At 51.7% G+C, this 18,848-nt stretch carries 13 protein-coding genes; 6 read left to right on the plus strand and 7 right to left on the minus strand.

What is annotated here, in order from left to right:
* Nucleotides 1-68: 68 nt before the first annotated feature.
* Complete coding sequence (gene ribD / locus H8K27_RS14825) at nucleotides 69-1,172, minus strand: bifunctional diaminohydroxyphosphoribosylaminopyrimidine deaminase/5-amino-6-(5-phosphoribosylamino)uracil reductase RibD (protein WP_186863951.1); 1,104 nt, start codon at nucleotides 1,170-1,172, stop codon at nucleotides 69-71.
* 1 nt (nucleotide 1,173) lies between these two features.
* Nucleotides 1,174-2,262 (minus strand): iron-sulfur cluster carrier protein ApbC, encoded by a 1,089-nt coding sequence (gene apbC / locus H8K27_RS14830; protein WP_186863952.1) that lies wholly within the window; start codon nucleotides 2,260-2,262, stop codon nucleotides 1,174-1,176.
* A gap of 358 nt (nucleotides 2,263-2,620) precedes the next feature.
* On the opposite strand from apbC, the gene H8K27_RS14835 reads away from it, so the two are divergent.
* Nucleotides 2,621-3,373, plus strand: coding sequence for a hypothetical protein (locus H8K27_RS14835; protein WP_186863953.1), 753 nt, complete (start codon nucleotides 2,621-2,623; stop codon nucleotides 3,371-3,373).
* A 71-nt stretch (nucleotides 3,374-3,444) separates the two neighbouring features.
* Here the strand turns inward: H8K27_RS14835 and H8K27_RS14840 are convergent, their stop codons facing one another.
* Both H8K27_RS14840 and H8K27_RS14845 read right to left on the minus strand, forming a co-directional pair.
* Nucleotides 3,445-4,422 (minus strand): glycosyltransferase family 2 protein, encoded by a 978-nt coding sequence (locus H8K27_RS14840; RefSeq protein WP_186863954.1) that lies wholly within the window; start codon nucleotides 4,420-4,422, stop codon nucleotides 3,445-3,447.
* Nucleotides 4,423-4,595: 173 nt separating this feature from the next.
* The gene (locus H8K27_RS14845) at nucleotides 4,596-5,837 is read right to left on the minus strand and encodes a flippase (RefSeq protein ID WP_186863955.1); all 1,242 of its coding nucleotides are present in this window, start codon (nucleotides 5,835-5,837) and stop codon (nucleotides 4,596-4,598) included.
* Nucleotides 5,838-6,091: 254 nt separating this feature from the next.
* Here H8K27_RS14845 and H8K27_RS14850 point away from each other — a divergent pair, with 254 nt between their 5' ends.
* The 4 genes from H8K27_RS14850 (at nucleotide 6,092) to H8K27_RS14865 (ending at nucleotide 11,867) form a co-directional block, all read left to right on the plus strand.
* On the plus strand, nucleotides 6,092-7,150 hold the full coding sequence (locus H8K27_RS14850) for a M29 family metallopeptidase (protein ID WP_186863956.1): 1,059 nt from the start codon (nucleotides 6,092-6,094) through the stop codon (nucleotides 7,148-7,150).
* A gap of 233 nt (nucleotides 7,151-7,383) precedes the next feature.
* Nucleotides 7,384-9,444, plus strand: coding sequence for a methionine--tRNA ligase (metG, locus tag H8K27_RS14855; protein WP_186863957.1), 2,061 nt, complete (start codon nucleotides 7,384-7,386; stop codon nucleotides 9,442-9,444).
* Nucleotides 9,445-9,470: 26 nt separating this feature from the next.
* Nucleotides 9,471-9,950 carry a GNAT family N-acetyltransferase gene (locus tag H8K27_RS14860; protein ID WP_186864030.1) on the plus strand — a complete coding sequence of 160 codons (480 nt, stop codon included), beginning with the start codon at nucleotides 9,471-9,473 and terminating at the stop codon, nucleotides 9,948-9,950.
* 93 nt (nucleotides 9,951-10,043) lie between these two features.
* On the plus strand, nucleotides 10,044-11,867 hold the full coding sequence (locus tag H8K27_RS14865) for an aminopeptidase P family protein (RefSeq protein WP_186863958.1): 1,824 nt from the start codon (nucleotides 10,044-10,046) through the stop codon (nucleotides 11,865-11,867).
* 45 nt (nucleotides 11,868-11,912) lie between these two features.
* Here the strand turns inward: H8K27_RS14865 and H8K27_RS14870 are convergent, their stop codons facing one another.
* On the minus strand, nucleotides 11,913-12,827 hold the full coding sequence (locus tag H8K27_RS14870; protein WP_186863959.1) for a LysR family transcriptional regulator: 915 nt from the start codon (nucleotides 12,825-12,827) through the stop codon (nucleotides 11,913-11,915).
* A gap of 112 nt (nucleotides 12,828-12,939) precedes the next feature.
* Here H8K27_RS14870 and H8K27_RS14875 point away from each other — a divergent pair, with 112 nt between their 5' ends.
* Entirely contained in the window at nucleotides 12,940-13,995 is a 1,056-nt protein-coding gene (locus H8K27_RS14875) for a YeiH family protein (RefSeq protein WP_186863960.1), read from the plus strand.
* 74 nt (nucleotides 13,996-14,069) lie between these two features.
* Here the strand turns inward: H8K27_RS14875 and H8K27_RS14880 are convergent, their stop codons facing one another.
* Nucleotides 14,070-17,624 (minus strand): response regulator, encoded by a 3,555-nt coding sequence (locus H8K27_RS14880; RefSeq protein WP_186863961.1) that lies wholly within the window; start codon nucleotides 17,622-17,624, stop codon nucleotides 14,070-14,072.
* Nucleotides 17,624-18,781: an FIST signal transduction protein gene (locus H8K27_RS14885; RefSeq protein WP_186863962.1), complete on the minus strand. Its 1,158-nt coding sequence runs from the start codon at nucleotides 18,779-18,781 to the stop codon at nucleotides 17,624-17,626. The genes H8K27_RS14880 and H8K27_RS14885 overlap by 1 nt, the downstream gene beginning before the upstream one ends.
* Nucleotides 18,782-18,848: the final 67 nt, after the last annotated feature.

Below are 18,848 nucleotides of genomic sequence, written 5' to 3' on the forward strand. Positions count from 1 at the left end.
TTTTTTCATTTTCAGCCCATCATTCAGCCCTTTATTTTTCTGACAAGCGCTGATTGCATCCCGGCAGTTCAGATAAAGCGGGCAAGAATCCGCATATCCGCACCGAGCGGAGTAACCGAATGAAAAGCCAGCGATGTTGCCTGATCCACATGCGTCAGCTCAGGAATAGAGACCAGACCAGCGCCCATTCCCAGCAGTCTGGGGGCGAGATACAGCAATAATTCATCAGCCAGTCCGGCTCGGAGCAAAGCGCCATTCAGCCTTGCTCCAGCCTCGACATGCACCTCATTGAGCTGTCGCCGGCCAAGTTCCTGCAATAATTCCCGCAAATCAACCTGTCCTGAAATATCTGGCATGCATAGCACCTCTGCCCCTTTTGCTTCCAGTAATTTCCGCTTTTCCGGCTGATCAGCGGCACAGACAATCAAGCTGCGTCCTGAATCAAACAATCTGGCACTCACCGGAATCTGCAGTTGTGAATCCAGCACAATCTTCAGCGGCTGACGCGGCGTCTCCACCTCCCGAACATTCAGTTGAGGATCATCAGCCAAGACAGTCCCAATACCGGTCAATATGGCATCAGCCTGCGCACGCCAGAGGTGCCCGTCACGCCGCGCCTCAGGTCCGGTAATCCATTGACTCTGGCCGTTCGGCAAAGCAGTTTTTCCATCGAGACTGGCAGCAATCTTGATCCTGACCCACGGCCTGCCGTTTTCCATGCGCTGAAAAAATCCGAGATTCATTTCACGGGCAGCCTGCGCGATATCAGGATAGCTGCCGCACTCGGTCTGGATACCGGCTTCCTGCAGGATACGGATACCCTTTCCCGCCACCTGCGGGTTGGCGTCTCCGATCGCCGCCACCACACGGGCCACGCCGGCCTGAACCAGCGCACTTGCGCAGGGTGGCGTCCTGCCGTAATGACTGCATGGCTCCAGTGTCACATAGGCGGTTGCACCCTCAACATGAAATCCTCTGGCTGCGGCATCGCGCAACGCCTGCACCTCCGCGTGCGCCTGACCGACTGGCTGGGTCCACCCCTCACCAATCACCTGCCCCTCTTTGACCAGCACGCATCCAACCCGTGGATTTGGTGAAGTTTCAATCGTGGCGCGCTGCGCCAATGCCAGAGCGCTTTGCAGATAGTGCCGGTCAGTCTGCGTATCACTCATCTCAGGTATGCTGGATTGTGATGCTGGGGAATTTACTGGTCATGTCTTTGGCTTTTTCCGCGACTTTGACCGCGACTTTGCGTGCGATTTCACGGTAGATTGCAGCAATTTTTCCATCAGGGTCGGCGACGACGGTCGGCTTGCCGGAGTCAGCCTGCTCCCGGATTGCCATCGTTAATGGCAATCCGCCCAGGAAATCAACACCGTAATCCGCACACATTTTCTGCCCGCCACCCTCACCAAAAATTGCTTCCGCATGGCCGCAATTCGAGCAGATATGCGTACTCATGTTTTCAACGATGCCGAGAATCGGGATGCCGACTTTCTCAAACATCTTCAATCCTTTACGTGCATCCAGCAGCGCAATATCCTGTGGTGTCGTCACAATCACTGCGCCCGTGACCGGCACTTTTTGCGACAAGGTCAGCTGTACGTCGCCGGTGCCCGGTGGCATATCAACAATCAGATAATCCAGATCACGCCAGTTAGTCTGCTCCAGCAATTGTTGTAACGCCTGGGTGACGATAGGGCCGCGCCAGACCATCGGCTCATCCGGATCAATCATGAAGCCGATGGAGGAAACTTGCAGTCCATGATTTTCCATCGGTTCCATGGTTTTGCCATCAACAGTCTCGGGACGGCCATGAATGCCCATCATCATCGGTTGCGACGGACCGTAAATATCCGCATCCAGTATGCCGACTGCAGCACCTTCTGCCGCCAGCGCCAGCGCCAGATTGACAGCCGTTGTCGATTTACCGACACCACCTTTGCCGGATGCCACCGCAATAATATTTTTCACATTCGGCATCAGTTTGATACCGCGCTGCACCGCATGTGCAACGATTTTCGAGCTGACATTGACGCTGACATTACCAACACCCGGTAACGCACGGATTGCTGCGATGACGCTTTTACGGATCAGATCAAACTGGCTTTTTGCCGGGTAGCCAAGTTCAACATCCAGGCTCACATCTGCGCCGTCAAATGTGATGTTTTTGGCTGACTTGCTCCTGATCAGATTAAGCTGGGTATTCGGATCAATCACCTGTGAAAGTGCGTTTTTAATATCGTCGACGGTAAGTGTCATGTATTTCTCCATTCAATGCCCGCAAGTCTAGCGCAAAACACCCGCAGAGACCGGAATAGGCAGAAGAAATGAAGGGCCATATTCTTATCATTCCGGTACTGAGATAGCAGGGAAAAATGTGCACTCCCTTTTCCCGCATGTAAGAAAAAACATCAAAATGTAAATAAAATCAGCCTATTTCTATACAATTTCGCCGATATTTATCACTTCCACATAAAGCGTTACAAGACTGTACAACTCTCTTTGAAAACCGCTCTATTCCTCGTTTTGAAATGCCGTGACTGCTTTTATAACAATGGAGGCTATCGGGAACGAAGGCCTGTAGTTCAAATCATTGTCACAATCAGCGAGGAAAATTATGTCAATTTCATCCATTGGTGGAAGCTGGAATGTCACTCAGACCCAGCAACTTTCAGGTGTCTCATCCGCAAATAATCAGGTAGGTGATGTGGATGGCGATCATGACGGCGGCGGCCGTATTCAGCGCAGCGGCGGCAAATTTACAGCTGCCCTGAGCCAGGCACTGGCGCAACTGGGGATTACCGGCACCACAACGACGTCTGGCGCATCGGCACCGGATTCCGGCACTACCAGCACCACGAGCAGCAGTTCAGCAACTGGCAGCACGACGAGCACCGACACCAACGCATCTGCGCAACAACAAGCCGTTGCAGCTTTTGCGCAGAGCCTGTTTGCTGCTTTACAGTCCCAGATCAGCGCACAAAACGGCAGTAATTCAGGCAGCAACTCAAACAGCAGCTCCGGCAACAGCGGCAGCACTGCATCCGTCACAGCCACCGGCGGACATCATGGGCATCATCATGGAGGTGGCATCAGCCAACTGGAGACAGGCCTGCAAAATCTGATCCAGCAACTATCGTCCAGCGCATCAGCATCTTCTGGCAGCTCAGGCAGCGCCACCGGTGGTAGCAGCACATCTGCCAGCACCAGCAGCTCGACACTGGATGCGTTGCAGCAAAGCTTTTCCAATCTGCTGACTGCAGAAGGTAAATCCGGCAGCAACGTCAATCTCACGACTTTCCTGCAGACACTGAATAACAGTCTGCACGGTGCCGCACAGACCGGCAATATCGTCACCAGCAGCGCCTGAGTTCTGACCTGAACCGCAGCTCAAAAGGAGGCTGGTTTCCTGCCAGCTCCTTCAATGAGCGTCACCGGCTTTTAATGCAGAGAATGCGATTGCGAGGTCACTGGCATGAACACCGCCACAGCATACAACAGCACCTGCCCCCAGAAAGTCGGGCTGACCAGCATACGGTCAGCCAGTTTGCAGATGCGTTGCCAGCGCGACAAAGATTCAAATTGCGCAATACCCGCAATGACCGCTTTATTCCGACCATTAACATCCGGAAACTGCGCCAGGAATAAACTGGCCTGACGACTGGCATCTTGTAGATTTTTTTGTGCCAGCCGGTATTTTTCTAATGGGGAAAACAGTTTTTCCCAAAAACTGCTGACTTTTGCGCCGATCTGATTGTTCTGGTGCTGACGGTAATACATCGTCGCCCGGTCAACATAAGCGACCTGTCCAAAAACAGCCGCCACCTGCATCAGCCACCAGTCGTGCATGACGGCTCCTGACGGCACAGGCAATGCCATCTCCAGCAGACATCGATTCGCCATCATCGTGCAGCCGGGAGCGATGTTATACAAAAACATCCGCTCAGTCCCCCGGTATTGCGCCGGCAGGATTTTCTGAAATATAAAGAAAGAAGGTGCGGTCACATTCAGGCCATCATCAGTTACCGCCAGATCAGTGAACACCAGAAGCGGCACATCCTGCCCATATTCCTGTTCCAGCTGTCGCATGCGCTGAAATGTCAGGTGAATTTTATCGCGCATCCAGACATCATCCTGATCGGCCAGCATGACATACGGAGCAGCGGTCGCTGCCAGTGCATGATTGAAATTGGCGATCACGCCTTTTTCAGGATTGCTCAGCAAGTGTAAGTTCCGATACCGTGCGCTCAGTTCACGAACGATTTCGCTGGTCCGGTCTGGCGAAAGATTATCGGAAACAATCACATTGCCCAGGCAGATATCCTGATCAGGAAGCTGATTGCTGAAAATGGAATGAAGTTGCTCAGCAATATAGTGATCGCCGCAGTAAGCAGCAAGTGCAATGTCGATAACAGGCATAAAAACTAAAAAAAACAGATATTGAATTGGTGAGCAGATTCAGATGGCATTGATCTGGTCAGGCCGGGCATGACTGGCAGTGCACCTGACAGACCCGTTACAACAACCAGCAACGCCCTTGAATATTGTATGAGTAAGATAAAAACGATCTTATCAGACCCGGTAAGCGGTATTCACCACAGCCGCATGCCTTTTCTCTTGGCAGCCACCATCATTGCCAGCGTAATCATGATCTCCGTCAGATACAAACTGGCAATCAATCCTGTCGACTGCCATTTCCAGGTCAGGTATGCCGCATACAGAGCATGTGCCGGTCCGGCGAACACATAAATGCGGCTCAATATACGGCTTTGTCCCAACGCAAGGAAACGCCATTGAGAAATAATCGTCGCCACGCCAATCACCAGCGGCAGAAATGCCAGTGCTTTGAGATAAATCGCCGCCGGCTGAAATTTTGCTCCCAGATAATGAAGTGCGATCATATCCGCAAAACAGAACAAAACCAGTCCGCCAGCCAGCTGTATACCAAGCAAAAACAAGGCGCCACGACGGATCAGTCCCCGTACCTCGGGCCATGCCTGCTGCTCCGCACCAAGCGCGGCAATACGCGGAAACAGCGCTGACGCCACCGGCTGGATAAACCCTTGTGCCGCCACACGCAGTTTATCTGTCGCGGCAAAATAGGCGACCTGCTCTGCGCCGGCAAAAAACTTGAGGAGAATAATATTGATGGTCGTATAAAAGCTGGTAGAAATATTCGATAAAAATACCGGCCATCCCTCTGCCAGCATTGCTTTGACGCTTCTGATACTGATCGGCGCGCTGCTCAGCAAGTGATTTTTCTGGACATACGCATACGTCAGCAATGCCGCCAGTATGCCTGGAATATTTTGCAGCACAGCGGCGATGACCACATCTTCCGGCCGCTTAACCAGCCAGAATACCAGCGGCAAGGGCAACAGGCGGGAAAGACTGGTGATGATGGCGAGCACCCGCATTTTTTCCAATCCCTGAAACAGCCAGACAGGAAACAACGCATTACCCAATACACCAACAAAACACGCCAGCAACAACACCCCGTAATGCCGCACATCAGCAAACAACACACCCAGCAGCAGGCAAATCAGCGCAGACAGACATGCCAGCAACAGTTTGACCGCCAGTGTGTTCGCAACCACACCGGACACAGCCTGCTTATTGGCGCTGTCGAGCGCAATCAAACGGGTTGCCGTAATGCCGAAACCATAATCCGTCAGCAAAATAAAATATTGCACGACCGCCTGCGCAAAACCCAGCGCAGCAAAATCATCCACATCCAGCGTCCGGGTCAGATACGGCAGAGTTAGCAACGGTGCCAGGTAAATCAGCCCCTGGACCATGACAAGATAAATAATATTTTTAGTAGTCGTTTTCATTGTCCGGAGGCACATTACAGCACGCACCCAGCTTCCTGTTTTCATCAGTCCGAGATCATACCTGCAGATCAGGGCAGATGAGTATAAAGTTGCCCGATCACGCAGTATGCCATCCAATATCTGACTAAAATCATGCATACATAGTGAAATATGCAATCAGACCGGGCGGGCTTGTTAAAATGATGCAATAACTTTGCCACCACTCCTTGCAGCCCTTTCGTCACAAACCCGCCTGTTTTTGTATTGATCCTGCCATGAACACCCATCCGCTCCCTGCACCTGCCAGCTCGTCTGCGACGTACACTGACAATCAGGTCATCACGGCGACAAGCTATCTGGATACCGTCATCAGAACAGTCTTCCAGCATACCGGTTCGCAAAAGGCGGTCGTCGTCTACGATCAGGCTTGCCCTCTGGCATGCATACTGACTGCAGCCTATCGTGCCTGCCTGCCGGATGCCAGCCTGATCGACTTTGAGGCCAGCGCTGCCGCAGAAGTGCTGAATACCTTACATGGATTGCATGAGCACGATCTGGTGATCCTCATACAGTCCACCAATTTCAGACTGGAAGCCTACCGCCTGCGGGTCGAACTGTTTAAAAAAGGACTGAAAGTCATTGAACATCCGCATCTCGCACGTATGACCGGACAGGAAATCGATTACTACATTGATTCATTGGCTTACGATGCCGCGTATTACCGACATACCGGGCTGGCTCTCAAACAAAAGATTGATCATGCATCGCATGGAATAATCGACAGCGGAGGTGAGCAACTCATTTTCAGCGGCCATTTCGAGCCTGCCAAAATGAATATCGGTGATTACAGCGGCATGAAAAATGTGGGCGGGCAATTTCCCATCGGTGAAGTGTTTACTGAATCGATTGATCTGGAAGCGGTACATGGCAGTATCCGGATTTTCATCTTTGGCGACACCACTTTCCGCATCAACCAACCAGCACAGCCAATCACGCTGATCGTAGAAAAAGGTCAGGTTACAGAGACAAAAAATTCCACACCCGAATTTGAAACGGTTCTGGCCAATATACGAAAAGACGACGGTGTTGTCTGGGTCAGGGAACTTGGCTTTGGTATGAACCGGGCATTCAGCCGGGAACGCACCGTACAGGACATCGGAACCTATGAAAGGATGTGTGGAATCCATTTGTCACTGGGATCCAAACATGGCAGTTACGCCAAGTCGCATATTAAACGCGGAGAAGGAAGGCATCATGTCGACGTATTTGCCATTACAGAAGCAGTCCTGCTGGATGGAGAAAATATTTACCGGGATGGCCGCTGGCTGGTGTAACCATCTGGTGCCTGTCACCGGATTTACGCAAAACCGACATGACGTTATTGCCGTACCCGATCGCACCGATGCGCTGCCTGCGACGCTCCGCCTGTACCAAAATAATTTTCGGTAAGTCCCATCAATATGGGTAAAAATGACGCAAAAACCGTCGAACGCATTCCATCAATATCGCAAGAGGATTTCACTGTTAAAATAACAGACTTGTCCCTTCATTTTCAAAGTGCATCAACATGACCCGTAAGCTGTTCGTCACCACCGCCCTCCCTTACGCTAACGCGCCCTTCCACCTCGGCCACATCATGGAATACATCCAGGCTGACATCTGGGTCAGGCATCAGCGAATGTCGGGTAACGAAGTGCATTTCGTAGGTGCGGATGATGCGCACGGTGCACCGATCATGATTGCCGCTGAAAAGGCCGGCATCACGCCGCAAGAGTTCGTTGCGCAGATCGCGGCTGGCCGCAAGCAATATCTGGATGGTTTCCATATTCAGTTTGACAACTGGCATTCGACTGACGGCGCGGAAAACCATGCGCTGTCGCAGGACATTTACCGCAAACTGAAAGCCGCCGGTTTCATCACCAGCAAAACTATCGAGCAATTCTACGATCCGGTCAAAAACATGTTCCTGCCGGATCGCTACATTAAGGGCGAATGTCCGAAATGCGGCGCCAAAGATCAGTATGGCGATTCATGCGAAGTCTGCAGCGCCGTATACGCGCCGACCGAAGTCGTGAATCCTTACTCTGTATTGACTGGTGCTACACCAGTCATGAAATCGTCGGAGCATTTTTTCTTCAAACTATCTGACCAGCAATGCGTTGATTTCCTGCGCGGCTGGGCTTTACAAGATAACCGCCTGCAATCGGAAGTAGCGAACAAATGCAAAGAATGGCTGGAAGGCGAAGATGGCCTGGGCGACTGGGATATCAGCCGCGACGCTCCTTATTTCGGTATCGAAATTCCAGATCAGCCGGGTAAATATTTTTACGTCTGGCTCGATGCGCCGGTCGGCTATCTGGCTTCACTGAAAAATTATTTCGGTAAAACCGGACGCGATTTCGACGCCTTCATGGCCGATCCGTCCACCGAACAAATTCACTTTATCGGCAAAGACATCACCTATTTCCACACGCTGTTCTGGCCTGCAATGCTGAAATTCTCCGGCTACAAAACGCCGGACAATGTGTATGCACATGGCTTCGTGACCGTTTCCGGTGAAAAAATGTCGAAATCGCGCGGTACCGGCATCTCGCCATTACGCTACCTTGAAATCGGCATGAATCCGGAATGGTTGCGCTATTACTTCGCGGCTAAACTGAACGCGAAAGTCGAGGATTTAGATCTGAATCCGGATGATTTTGTTGCCCGTGTCAATTCCGATCTGATCGGTAAGTACATCAACATCGCATCCCGCGCTGCCGGCTTCATCAGCAAGCGTTTCAACGGCGTCATCAGTACAGCTTGGGCAACGTCTGACGATGCCTTCCTCGCCAATCTGCGCAATGCCGCGCCAGAAATTCAGGCATTGTTTGAAGCGCGTGAATACGGTAAAGCCTTGCGTGCAGCGATGGAGCAAGCCGATCTGGTGAACGCTTATGTCGACGCGAACAAACCTTGGGAACTGGCGAAAAAACCGGAAAACGATGCCAAGTTACAAGAAGTGTGCAGCCGCCTGCTGGAGGCTTTCCGTATCCTGACGATTTTCCTGAAACCGGTATTGCCACAACTCACCACCCAGGTCGAAGCACAGCTGAATCTCGCACCACTGCAATGGGCCGATGTCACCACACCGATGCCGGATCAGCATGTGATCCACCCTTATACACATTTGATGCAGCGTGTTGATCCTCTGATTTTCGATCAGTTATTTGATGCGCCGACGGCGGCTCCAGCGGCGGTTGCAGACGCCGCATCCACGGCAACCAGTACGATCGAACCACTGGCCGAAGAAATCAAGATCGACGATTTCGCCAAAGTTGATCTGCGCATTGCAAAGATCGTCCATTGCGAACATGTTGATGGTTCCGACAAACTGCTGCGCCTCACGCTGGATGTGGGTGAAGGTAAAACACGGAATGTGTTTTCCGGCATCAAATCAGCTTACCAGCCTGAACAGCTGATCGGCAAATTCACCGTGATGGTCGCGAATCTGGCACCGCGCAAGATGAAATTCGGCATGTCCGAAGGCATGGTGCTGGCCGCATCCGCCGCCGATGAAAAAGCCAATCCGGGCCTTTACATTCTGGAAGCCTGGCCGGGTGCGCAACCTGGGATGCGGGTACGGTAACACCATTGAGCATATCGTCCGGCGCAATGACCTTGACGATACGAGAAGCCACGATTACAGATGCAACCTTAATTGCGGCACTCACCCGCTCGTGCTGGGCAGGAATCGTAGCGGCCAGCTCGGCTGCGCATCGTGAGACGCCAGCTATCGTGGCGCAGGATTTATCTGGCGGCGGAGCATTTTTACTGTTCGCCGCTCAAGAGCCGGTCGGTTCTGTCCGTTGGGCCGTACCGGATACAAATCCTCATCTGTGGGAAATACGCCGCATGGGCGTCCTGCCTGCGCACAGACAGCAGGCACTGTCACGACTGTTGCTGGAAGCAGTGATCCATGCTGCCGGTATTTGTTCCATTCCTGAACTTCGCCTCGCTGTTCGGCATGATCAGCCCCGTTTGCTGCAGCTTTATGCCGGCTATGGGTTTGAACTGGCTCCGGGGCTGGCATATGCACATGCCAACCCTGCGGAACCTGCGCCTTATGTTATGCGTCGTTTTCTGAAAAGCTGACGAAATACGCACAGTTTCAACGCGCTAATATATTTACAGTATACTCACCGGACTTGCTTAACTCGTCCTGACCCTGATCCGGAATACTCTTTCATGAATAACCCGACTATTGCCCACGCAGTGATTTCCCCGATCCCTGCACGTCTGCTGCAACTCCGCAATGCAATGAAATCACGCGGACTGGATGCCTGCATTATTCCATCTGCCGACCCGCATTTATCAGAGTACCTGCCAGACCACTGGCAAGGCAGAACTTACTTTTCAGGATTCACCGGGTCGGTCGGCACACTGGTGGTCACTGCGGATTTTGCTGGATTATGGGTGGACAGCCGTTACTGGAGCCAGGCGGAAAAAGAGCTGGCACCAACCGGTATCCAGATGATGAAGATCGCATCGGCGGCGGCAACCCTGCATATTGACTGGCTGGCCAACCATCTGCAACCGGGTCAGACCGTTGGTGCGGATGGCATGGTTCTGGGACTGGCAACGGCAAGAGCGCTGGAAACTACCCTGCAAAAACGCGGGATACGGCTCGATACCAGCCATGATCTGCTGCAGGCAACCTGGGATCAGCGACCACCGCTGCCACAGTCTCCGGTCTTTGAACATGTCGCACCGTTTGCCGTCACCAGCCGCCGGGAGAAACTGGCGCTGATTCGCGGGCAAATGCAGATCAAAGGAGCCAATTGGCATTTTGTCTCCACCGTGGATGACATCGCCTGGATTTTCAATCTGCGCGGTTCAGACGTCAGTTACAACCCTGTATTTGTGGCACATGCGCTGATCGGCACAAACGCTGCCACGCTATTTGTTTCTTCCGGAAAGATCAGCCCCGAACTGGCTGCCCGGCTGGCAGAGGATCAGATCACGGTGCAGGATTATTCCGATGCCCGGAAAGCCGTCAGCAGCTTGCCGGACGATGCTTGTCTGCTCATCGATCCGCGGCGCATGACTGATGGCTTCAGAAAAGCCGTGCCGCCTCAAGTACACGTCATTGAAGCCATTAATCCTTCCGTCTTTGCAAAATCCCGGAAAAATGCACAAGAGATCGCTCATATACGGGAAGCCATGGAGCAGGATGGCGCAGCGCTCTGTGAGTTTTTCAGCTGGCTGGAATCTGCGCTGGGAACGGAAACAGTGACCGAACTCACGATCGACGAAAAAATCTGCGCGGCCCGCGCCCGTCAGCCCCATTTCATTTCCCCCAGTTTTGGTACGATAGCCGGTTTTAACGGTAACGGCGCCATGCCGCATTACCGGGCAACGCCTGAATCGCATGCCGTGATTGAAGGTGATGGTTTATTACTGATTGATTCGGGTGGGCAGTACCTGAATGGCACCACCGATATCACCCGCGTCATGCCAGTCGGCCAAGTGTCCGAAGCACAGAAAAATGACTTTACACTGGTCCTGAAAGGTATGATCAACCTGTCGCAGATGCAATTCCCGCGTGGAACCCCTTCCCCGGCGCTCGATACGGTAGCGCGCGCGCCCATCTGGCAGGCAGGAATCAATTACGGTCACGGTACTGGTCATGGCGTCGGTTATTTTCTGAATGTCCATGAAGGACCACAATCCATTTCCGGTGCGCTGGCAGAAGCACATACTGCCATGGAAGAAGGCATGATCACCTCTAATGAACCAGGGATCTACCGCCCTGAAAAATGGGGTGTCCGGATTGAAAATCTGCTGCTGACGGTTCCGGCTGTGAGCACGGAATTTGGTGATTACCTGAAATTTGAAACAGTCACCTTGTGCCCGATTGATACGCGCTGCATTCAGCTTGCACTGATGAGAGCCGATGAAATCACCTGGCTGAACGATTACCATGCAACGGTCCGGCAACGTCTCGCGTCCAGACTTTCCGGCGCCGCCCTGAACTGGCTGCTGGAACGTACCGAACCTATTTCGCATTAAATTTCGCATTAAGCCTGCATGCCGCATCACCATGCGGCATGGTTTTTATACCCATTCCCTGCAATAACGGAGAAAGTGCTGCAACCGGGGGGAAAGCAATTTATGCCGGTGATAAACCAGATAAAAATGCCTTCGCAAGGCAGGCAACTCCGTTTGCAGTTCGCATAAGCGTCCAAGCGCCAGCAAATCCTCCACGACGATTCTGGAAATGCACGCCAGTCCCAGACCTGCGGCAGCCGCATGTTTGATCGTTTCCGGATTACCAAACTCTCCCGCAACTTTCAGGGAAGAAAAATGGGGCAGCAACATCTGTTCAACATGTTCTCGGGTGCCGGAACCGGGTTCCCGCAACAACCACCTTGCCGACTGTAAATCCTGGTAAGTAACGCGGCCATGATTGCGTGTTGCCAGGGCATGATCTGGTGCGCAGACAATCACCATTTCATCTTCCAGCCACGGCTCCACGGATAATTCCGTATCGTGACAGGCCCCTTCGATAAAACCACAATCCACAGCATATCCTGCGACTGCACTCACGACCTCTGCCGTATTGGCGATGTATAACTGGGGATAATCCGGCAAATCAGCCTGCTGCCGTGCAGATGAGCGCTCCCTCTGACTATCCGCCAGCAATGCCGGTAAGCAGTAACTCCCGATCGTCATGCTGGCGCCGATCCGGATGCCGGACCAGCGATCATCTCCTTCCGTAAATAATTGCTCGACGGAAGATGCGGTATCAAGCAGCAGACGCGCTTGCGGCAACAGCAACCGTCCATTGTCATTCAACATCAGACGCTTGCCGATACGGTCAAACAATTGATGGGACAAAACATGCTCCAGCTCATTCAAGGCCGCACTGGTAGCCGATTGCGATAAGGAAACGACTTCCGATGCGGCGACCGTGCTGCCCGATTCTGCAACTGCGAGAAATACCTGTAATTGACGGAGACTTAATTTCATTTAAATAAATTTAATTAACCTGTTTTTCAGGTTGATTATACAAAAATAATCCGTTTTTTAATTTTAATATATTCCCCTATGCTGCACAGCATCTTCATTGGACACAGAGATCATGCCCGCATACACCACCTTCAGCACTGCCCGCCGTTTCGGTAAAAATGTCTCTCTTTTTTCCCCTGGTGTGTTTTTGTGCGCGTGCTTCGCATTGGGTGCGTTGCTGATGGCGCAGCAATCATGGATGCAGCAACACGGTCTCAGCGCATTGAGTATCGCGATGCTTGCCGGAATCTGCCTCGGCAACAGCCTGTTCAGGCAGCATGCCGCCCAATTTGGCAAGGGCATACAATTTTCACGTCAGGAATTACTGCGTTCAGGCATTGTTTTATACGGATTACGTCTGAGCCTGCAGGATATTACCCATATCGGTCTGCTGGCTGTATTGATTGATGCATTGATTGTCTGCAGCACGTTTGGAATCGCCCTCTTCCTGGGAACAAAAGTATTCCGCCTGAACCGGGAGCTGAGTATGCTAATCGGCGCTGGCAGTGCGATTTGCGGGGCTGCAGCCATCATGGCAACGGAGCCGGTCGTCAAAGGTAAATCGGAAGAAGTCAGTGTGGCAATTGCCGGGGTCGTTCTGTTTGGCAGTTGCAGCATGTTGCTCTACCCCATATTCCCGCGGCTTCTGACTCACCTGAGTCCGACAGCGTATGGAATTTATGCCGGTTCGACCATTCATGAAGCAGGACAAGTCATCGTCGCAGGAAAAGCCGTCAGTGATCTGGCGGCAGACACGGCGATCATCACCAAAATGGTCAGAGTGATGATGCTGGCGCCATTTCTTCTTTTATTGCCCGCCGGTCTGCGTCACTTTCATACGCCATGCGAGAAAAATGGACAGACCTCAGTCCGGATGCCGTGGTTTGCCGTGTTATTTATCTTGGTCGTGGGGATTAACTCGACTGGATGGATCGGCGAAGCGTACCGGGTCAGCCTGATTCAGGCGGATACTTTTGCCTTGTCCATGGCAATGTTTGCCCTGGGAGTCAATACGCAGATCAGCACCGTGCTGAAGGCCGGCTGGCCGCCATTTCTTTTATCCGCCAGTTTATGGATATGGCTCATCGCAGGGGGCGCATTGGTGAATTATTTGCTGATCGCCATCTGACGCCGCTGAATCTGACGCCGCTGAAATAGCAGTACGGTGACAGCACTTCACCGCACGATGCCGTTCAATCATTGTTATTCCTGCGACGCCAGGAATTTTCTCAGGGCGAGATTCATTAAAGCCAGCTCACTCAACAAATGCTGCAGTGTGTCTGTCGTGCCTTGAAAGCGATTGTTTTTCCCGGACAACTCCAGGTCTCGCGCCAGAAATTCCACTGGCTCCGCCCCGAAATTCCCCACCAGACCTTTCAGGGTATGCGCGGAACGATACAGCAATTCGCTATCCTGTCGCTGGATGGCGTCCATGATTTCATCCTGATACTGCGGACATGCCTCTAAAAAACTGTCGCCAATGATGCGGACAATTTCCACATCGGCACTCAGCAGTGCTTTATCGTAATCAAATTCCTGCACATGCTGGCCTTGCAGCAGACTCGCAGCAGATTCTATTTCCTGTGATTTTTCATTCATATTCTTTTTAAGCTCTGTCTGAAATTGAATTAACAAATCCCTGAGTAATTCAGCCTTAATCGGTTTGGACACATACTGATCCATTCCCGCCGCCTGGCAGCGTTCCCAGTCGCCCGGCATCGCATTCGCGGTCATCGCAATAATAGGAATCCGTGACAAGTGCCACTCTGCCTCTGTCTGACGAATACGCTGCGTTGCCTCAATGCCTCCCATTTTCGGCATCTGCATATCCATCAGAATCACATCAAACGGCTCCTGCGAAAACTTCTCCAAAGCGATCAAACCATTTTCAGCAACAATGGCAACGAATCCCCATTTATTCAGCAGCGATAACACCAGCTTCTGATTAACCAGATTATCTTCAACCAGCAATATGCGCAATGAGGGCATGTCTTCTGACTGGCTGACGGTTTTATATACGTGCAGTTCTTCATGACGCTCTTTTCCACCTGCCAGCATAGACACCACTGCGTCGTACAGTTCCGACTGACTCACCGGTTTAGTGATGTAATGCTGGACACCCAGTTCCTGACACTTCGCAAAATCCTCTCTGGAACCGGCTGAGGACAATAAAATAATCCGTTTTTTCAGCACTTCGTGCCTGTCATGCAACCGCATCCAAAAATCAAATCCATTCATTTCAGGCATACAGACATCCAGCAATACCGCATCAAACTGGCTGTCCGGAGCCTGCTGCTCTATCACTGTCAGGGCCTCTTGTCCGGATGCAGCAAGCGTTATCTGCATTTCCCATTTTTTCAGCGTATCGGAAAAAAACAGCCGGTTGACTGCATTGTCATCCACGATCAGTGCATGCAAACCGGACAGATTCACGGTCTTTTGCATCGGTAACAGTTCATCTGCCTTGCCAAACCTGGCGGTGAAATAAAAAGTGCTGCCCTTTCCGGGCTCACTATTGACTTCCAACAGCCCGTTCATGCACTGAACCAGCCGGGAAGAAATACTGAGCCCCAGCCCCGTTCCGCCATATTTGCGCGTGGTAGATGCATCCACCTGACTGAATGCGCTGAAGATCGTTGCCTGCTTGTCCTTCGGAATCCCGATGCCATGATCGGTGACCGAAAAGTAAATATCGATCCAGTCATTATTTTCATGTACCAGTTGCGCATCAATAATGATATCGCCCGCGTCGCTGAACTTGATCGCATTACCAACCAGATTGACCATAATCTGGCGCAAACGTCCCGGATCGCCAGCCAGCATTTCCGGAATAGCCGGGTCGATTTTATACACCAGCTCAATGGCTTTCTCAGAGGAGTGGACCGCGATTCCTTTCAGTGTCGCAGCAATCAGCTCACGCAAGGAAAAATCAATGCGTTCAAGCACAACCTTCCCGGATTCTATTTTTGAGAAATCCAGAATATCGTTAATGATGCTCATCAGTGATTGCGAGGAGAGCCGGACCAGTTCCAGATACTCTCGCTGCTCTGCCGTCAGGGTGGTATCGAGCGCTAATTCCGTCATCCCGATAATGCCATTCATCGGCGTCCTGATTTCATGGCTGACCGTGGCGAGAAAGTCGCTTTTTGCTTTATTGGCTGATTCGGCATCATTCTTTGCCTGCACCAGGTCTGCCTCAAAACGCAGGCGCTCGGTGATATCACGGCAGGAACCGTAAATACTGCCATCAGGCAGCAGTGCGGCATTCAGTTCAACAGGAATCAGCTGACCACTTTTGCTGATCAGAGTCAGTTCAGTGCGCAATGCCTTTTCGGACAGAATTTTAAACAGGAAATGTTTTTTGGCTGCAGGTCTGTCTTTAGGGGGAAGCACTTCATACATACTGGTGCCAATCAACTCCTCCCTGCGGTAGCCCAGCATATCGAGTGCGAGGTCGTTCACGTAAATCCAGCACTCATTGGAGTCGGCCACAAACACGGCATCGGCCGCGTTATCCAGCAACATCCTCTGCTTGGCTTCGCTGTCTTTCAATGCACGGCTGACAGCAATACGTTCCGAAATATCCTTAAATGCGGCAACAGATCCGACCAGCACATCATTATCGTAAATCGGCGACGCCACGATGGAGACAGGAAACAAAATACCCGACTGATGCTGAAAATACTCCAGCTCGGAGCGATAAACCTCGCCACTCTGTGTCGCCAGCGAAATCGGGCATTCCGCATCGGGTACATGCATGCCATCAGGTCTGATGGAATGAATCAGGTTATGCAGAATTTTTCCCTGCACTTCTCCAAACCGGCGCCCCAGTATTTTTTCACCTTCAGGGTTCAAGTAGGTACAGCATCCGTTCACATCCAGCGTATAAATACCCTGCCCCAGTGTATTCATCACATTTTGCAGTAATGTCTGACTGGATTCGATTTTTTCACGCAAGCGCAGCTGCTCTGAAATATCCGTGCGAATCGAAATATACTGATACGGCTGATGATTCCCATCCAGAAACGGGACAATGGTCGCATTAGTCCAGTAAAAGCTGCCACTCTTGGTTTTGTTCCGGATTTCCCCGTGCCACACTTTCCCCGACGAAATCGTCAGCCACAGATTGCGGAAAAATGCTTCTGAATGCAAACCTGAATTGACGATACGATGATTATTACCGACCAGTTCATGGGCCGCATACTGGCTGATTTGGCAGAATTTCTCGTTGGCATAAAGAATGATTCCACTCGCGTCGGTGACGCTGACAATCGCATGCTGATCGAGGGCAAACTGTTGATTCTGGACTTTCTCAAGCGCATCTTCCAGATCTTTTCTGGTGGACAGCAATTCCTGCACCAGTCCGGACAATAATTGACTCAGGCTTTCCAGATCACTGTCATCCTGCAGATGTTTTCCCAGCGGCATCAGCAGCTGGTTCACCGTATTTCTGAGTGTCTGTAAAACCTGTTTTTTCTGCTCTGCGTCCTGACGCAGGGTTTCATTGAGCTGCACCAGTTCTGCAGAACTCAGCTCCAGACTCAGCTTACCCAGCGCCAGATCACGGTCAGCCTGCTGATAGGCGTCATCTGCCTGAATCAAAAAACTGCGCAAGCCGCCCAGCATCTTTCGCGCGGTGATACTGAGCTGCTCCGAAGCGGCAAACAGTTCCAGCTCGGCCAGCGCCTGTTCCAGCTGGTCTTCATCATGAATACCGAACAAGCGCTTGTACTGGCGCAGAGAGAGCTTGTGTAACATCAGCGATTCTCTGCAAGATAAGTGATGGTCATGGTCTGATTATGCAGGCTGCAGACATGCAACTGGTGGCCGGGACAAATTTCACCATTGGAGTAAAAACCGCATAAGACCGCATCATTTCCCAGAATTTCGCCGACGATTTCAGCTTCTTCCTCCACCCGCCCCCCCATCACCAGTTTGCGTCCGATACAGCTGACTAACATTGCCAGCGCCTGCCCCTGACGCATTTCGTGGTTATTCCTGACGGCCTGCGCAGCGATTTCCGCTCCATCAACCAGGTCATTGGTATGTGCGTGCATCAGGCGTAAATATCCTTCTGGATTGATCTCACCTGCCAGAATCAGGCTGCCGTCTGTTTCATTAATGCCTAATATCGTGCGGATACTTCCTGAAGACTCCCGCATGTCCGTCAGCATTTCAAATGGGAACAGCAACCCTGAGCCCGGTAAGTCCTTTGCATATTCCCCCAGATATCGCCTGTAAATTTCCAGCGCTGGTTTCCCATCAAGCTCGTAAAGGATATTGTTGGCGCAGTGGGTAATTTTCCGGATCGGGCCAAAGGCTTTCCAGCCACCATAACTGCCATGAGAAAAAAATAATTTCTCCCCATAAAACCCTATCGCTATCACCGCCTCAGATGACACCCCTGCCGGAGAGAAGGTATACGTCCGGGAAAAAGCACCGCCATCCGCAGCCAGACCGCCGGTCACCGGAATAGATTGACCGAGAATACTCACAACGCCATCGATCAGCGCACTGCCATTGATATTGACCCCCTGTCCCAACAGCATGACAGCCCGCAGTCCTTCACGTGAAAGTCCTGCGCCCAGCGTCTGCCCGGCATGAAATGAGGCATCCATATTCGCCAATTGCGCAGTAGCGATCTGAAACCGGCTATTCTCAAAATGCAATGCGGTGATGACCGTTGTTTCATCATGAACGCCGTCCCGGTTAATTTCACCGGCGGTTGTGCAACCGATTTTGGCCAGCGACGGGAAAACCCGGTTGATAGACTCAACGAATAACGGATCAGTCAAATGTCTGACACAGCCAAAAATCAATAACAACTGTGGATCAATAGCAGACAACTCTTCCAGTCTGGAAGGTATAGAAATATCTACCGGGATATTTTTTAATAGAATTTGTGCGATTTTCATAGGCATGTCAGGAGGCCAGGTAAAAAGCCATCTGCTTTTTACCGTCGGATCACTCTGATCAATCAGA

The organism is Cognatundibacterium griseum (assembly GCF_014284195.1).
Taxonomy (GTDB): domain Bacteria; phylum Pseudomonadota; class Gammaproteobacteria; order Burkholderiales; family Burkholderiaceae_D; genus Undibacterium; species Undibacterium griseum.

What these genes read in the sequence shown, in the direction of transcription:
- H8K27_RS14835 (WP_186863953.1), top strand. Translation starts at nt 2,621, where the DNA reads ATGTCAATTTCATCCATTGGTGGAAGCTGGAATGTCACTCAGACCCAG.
- H8K27_RS14840 (WP_186863954.1), bottom strand. Translation starts at nt 4,422, where the DNA reads ATGCCTGTTATCGACATTGCACTTGCTGCTTACTGCGGCGATCACTAT.
- apbC (WP_186863952.1), bottom strand. Translation starts at nt 2,262, where the DNA reads ATGACACTTACCGTCGACGATATTAAAAACGCACTTTCACAGGTGATT.
- H8K27_RS14850 (WP_186863956.1), top strand. Translation starts at nt 6,092, where the DNA reads ATGAACACCCATCCGCTCCCTGCACCTGCCAGCTCGTCTGCGACGTAC.
- metG (WP_186863957.1), top strand. Translation starts at nt 7,384, where the DNA reads ATGACCCGTAAGCTGTTCGTCACCACCGCCCTCCCTTACGCTAACGCG.
- H8K27_RS14860 (WP_186864030.1), top strand. Translation starts at nt 9,471, where the DNA reads ATGACCTTGACGATACGAGAAGCCACGATTACAGATGCAACCTTAATT.
- H8K27_RS14845 (WP_186863955.1), bottom strand. Translation starts at nt 5,837, where the DNA reads ATGAAAACGACTACTAAAAATATTATTTATCTTGTCATGGTCCAGGGG.
- ribD (WP_186863951.1), bottom strand. Translation starts at nt 1,172, where the DNA reads ATGAGTGATACGCAGACTGACCGGCACTATCTGCAAAGCGCTCTGGCA.
- H8K27_RS14875 (WP_186863960.1), top strand. Translation starts at nt 12,940, where the DNA reads ATGCCCGCATACACCACCTTCAGCACTGCCCGCCGTTTCGGTAAAAAT.
- H8K27_RS14870 (WP_186863959.1), bottom strand. Translation starts at nt 12,827, where the DNA reads ATGAAATTAAGTCTCCGTCAATTACAGGTATTTCTCGCAGTTGCAGAA.
- H8K27_RS14880 (WP_186863961.1), bottom strand. Translation starts at nt 17,624, where the DNA reads ATGTTACACAAGCTCTCTCTGCGCCAGTACAAGCGCTTGTTCGGTATT.
- H8K27_RS14885 (WP_186863962.1), bottom strand. Translation starts at nt 18,781, where the DNA reads ATGAAAATCGCACAAATTCTATTAAAAAATATCCCGGTAGATATTTCT.
- H8K27_RS14865 (WP_186863958.1), top strand. Translation starts at nt 10,044, where the DNA reads ATGAATAACCCGACTATTGCCCACGCAGTGATTTCCCCGATCCCTGCA.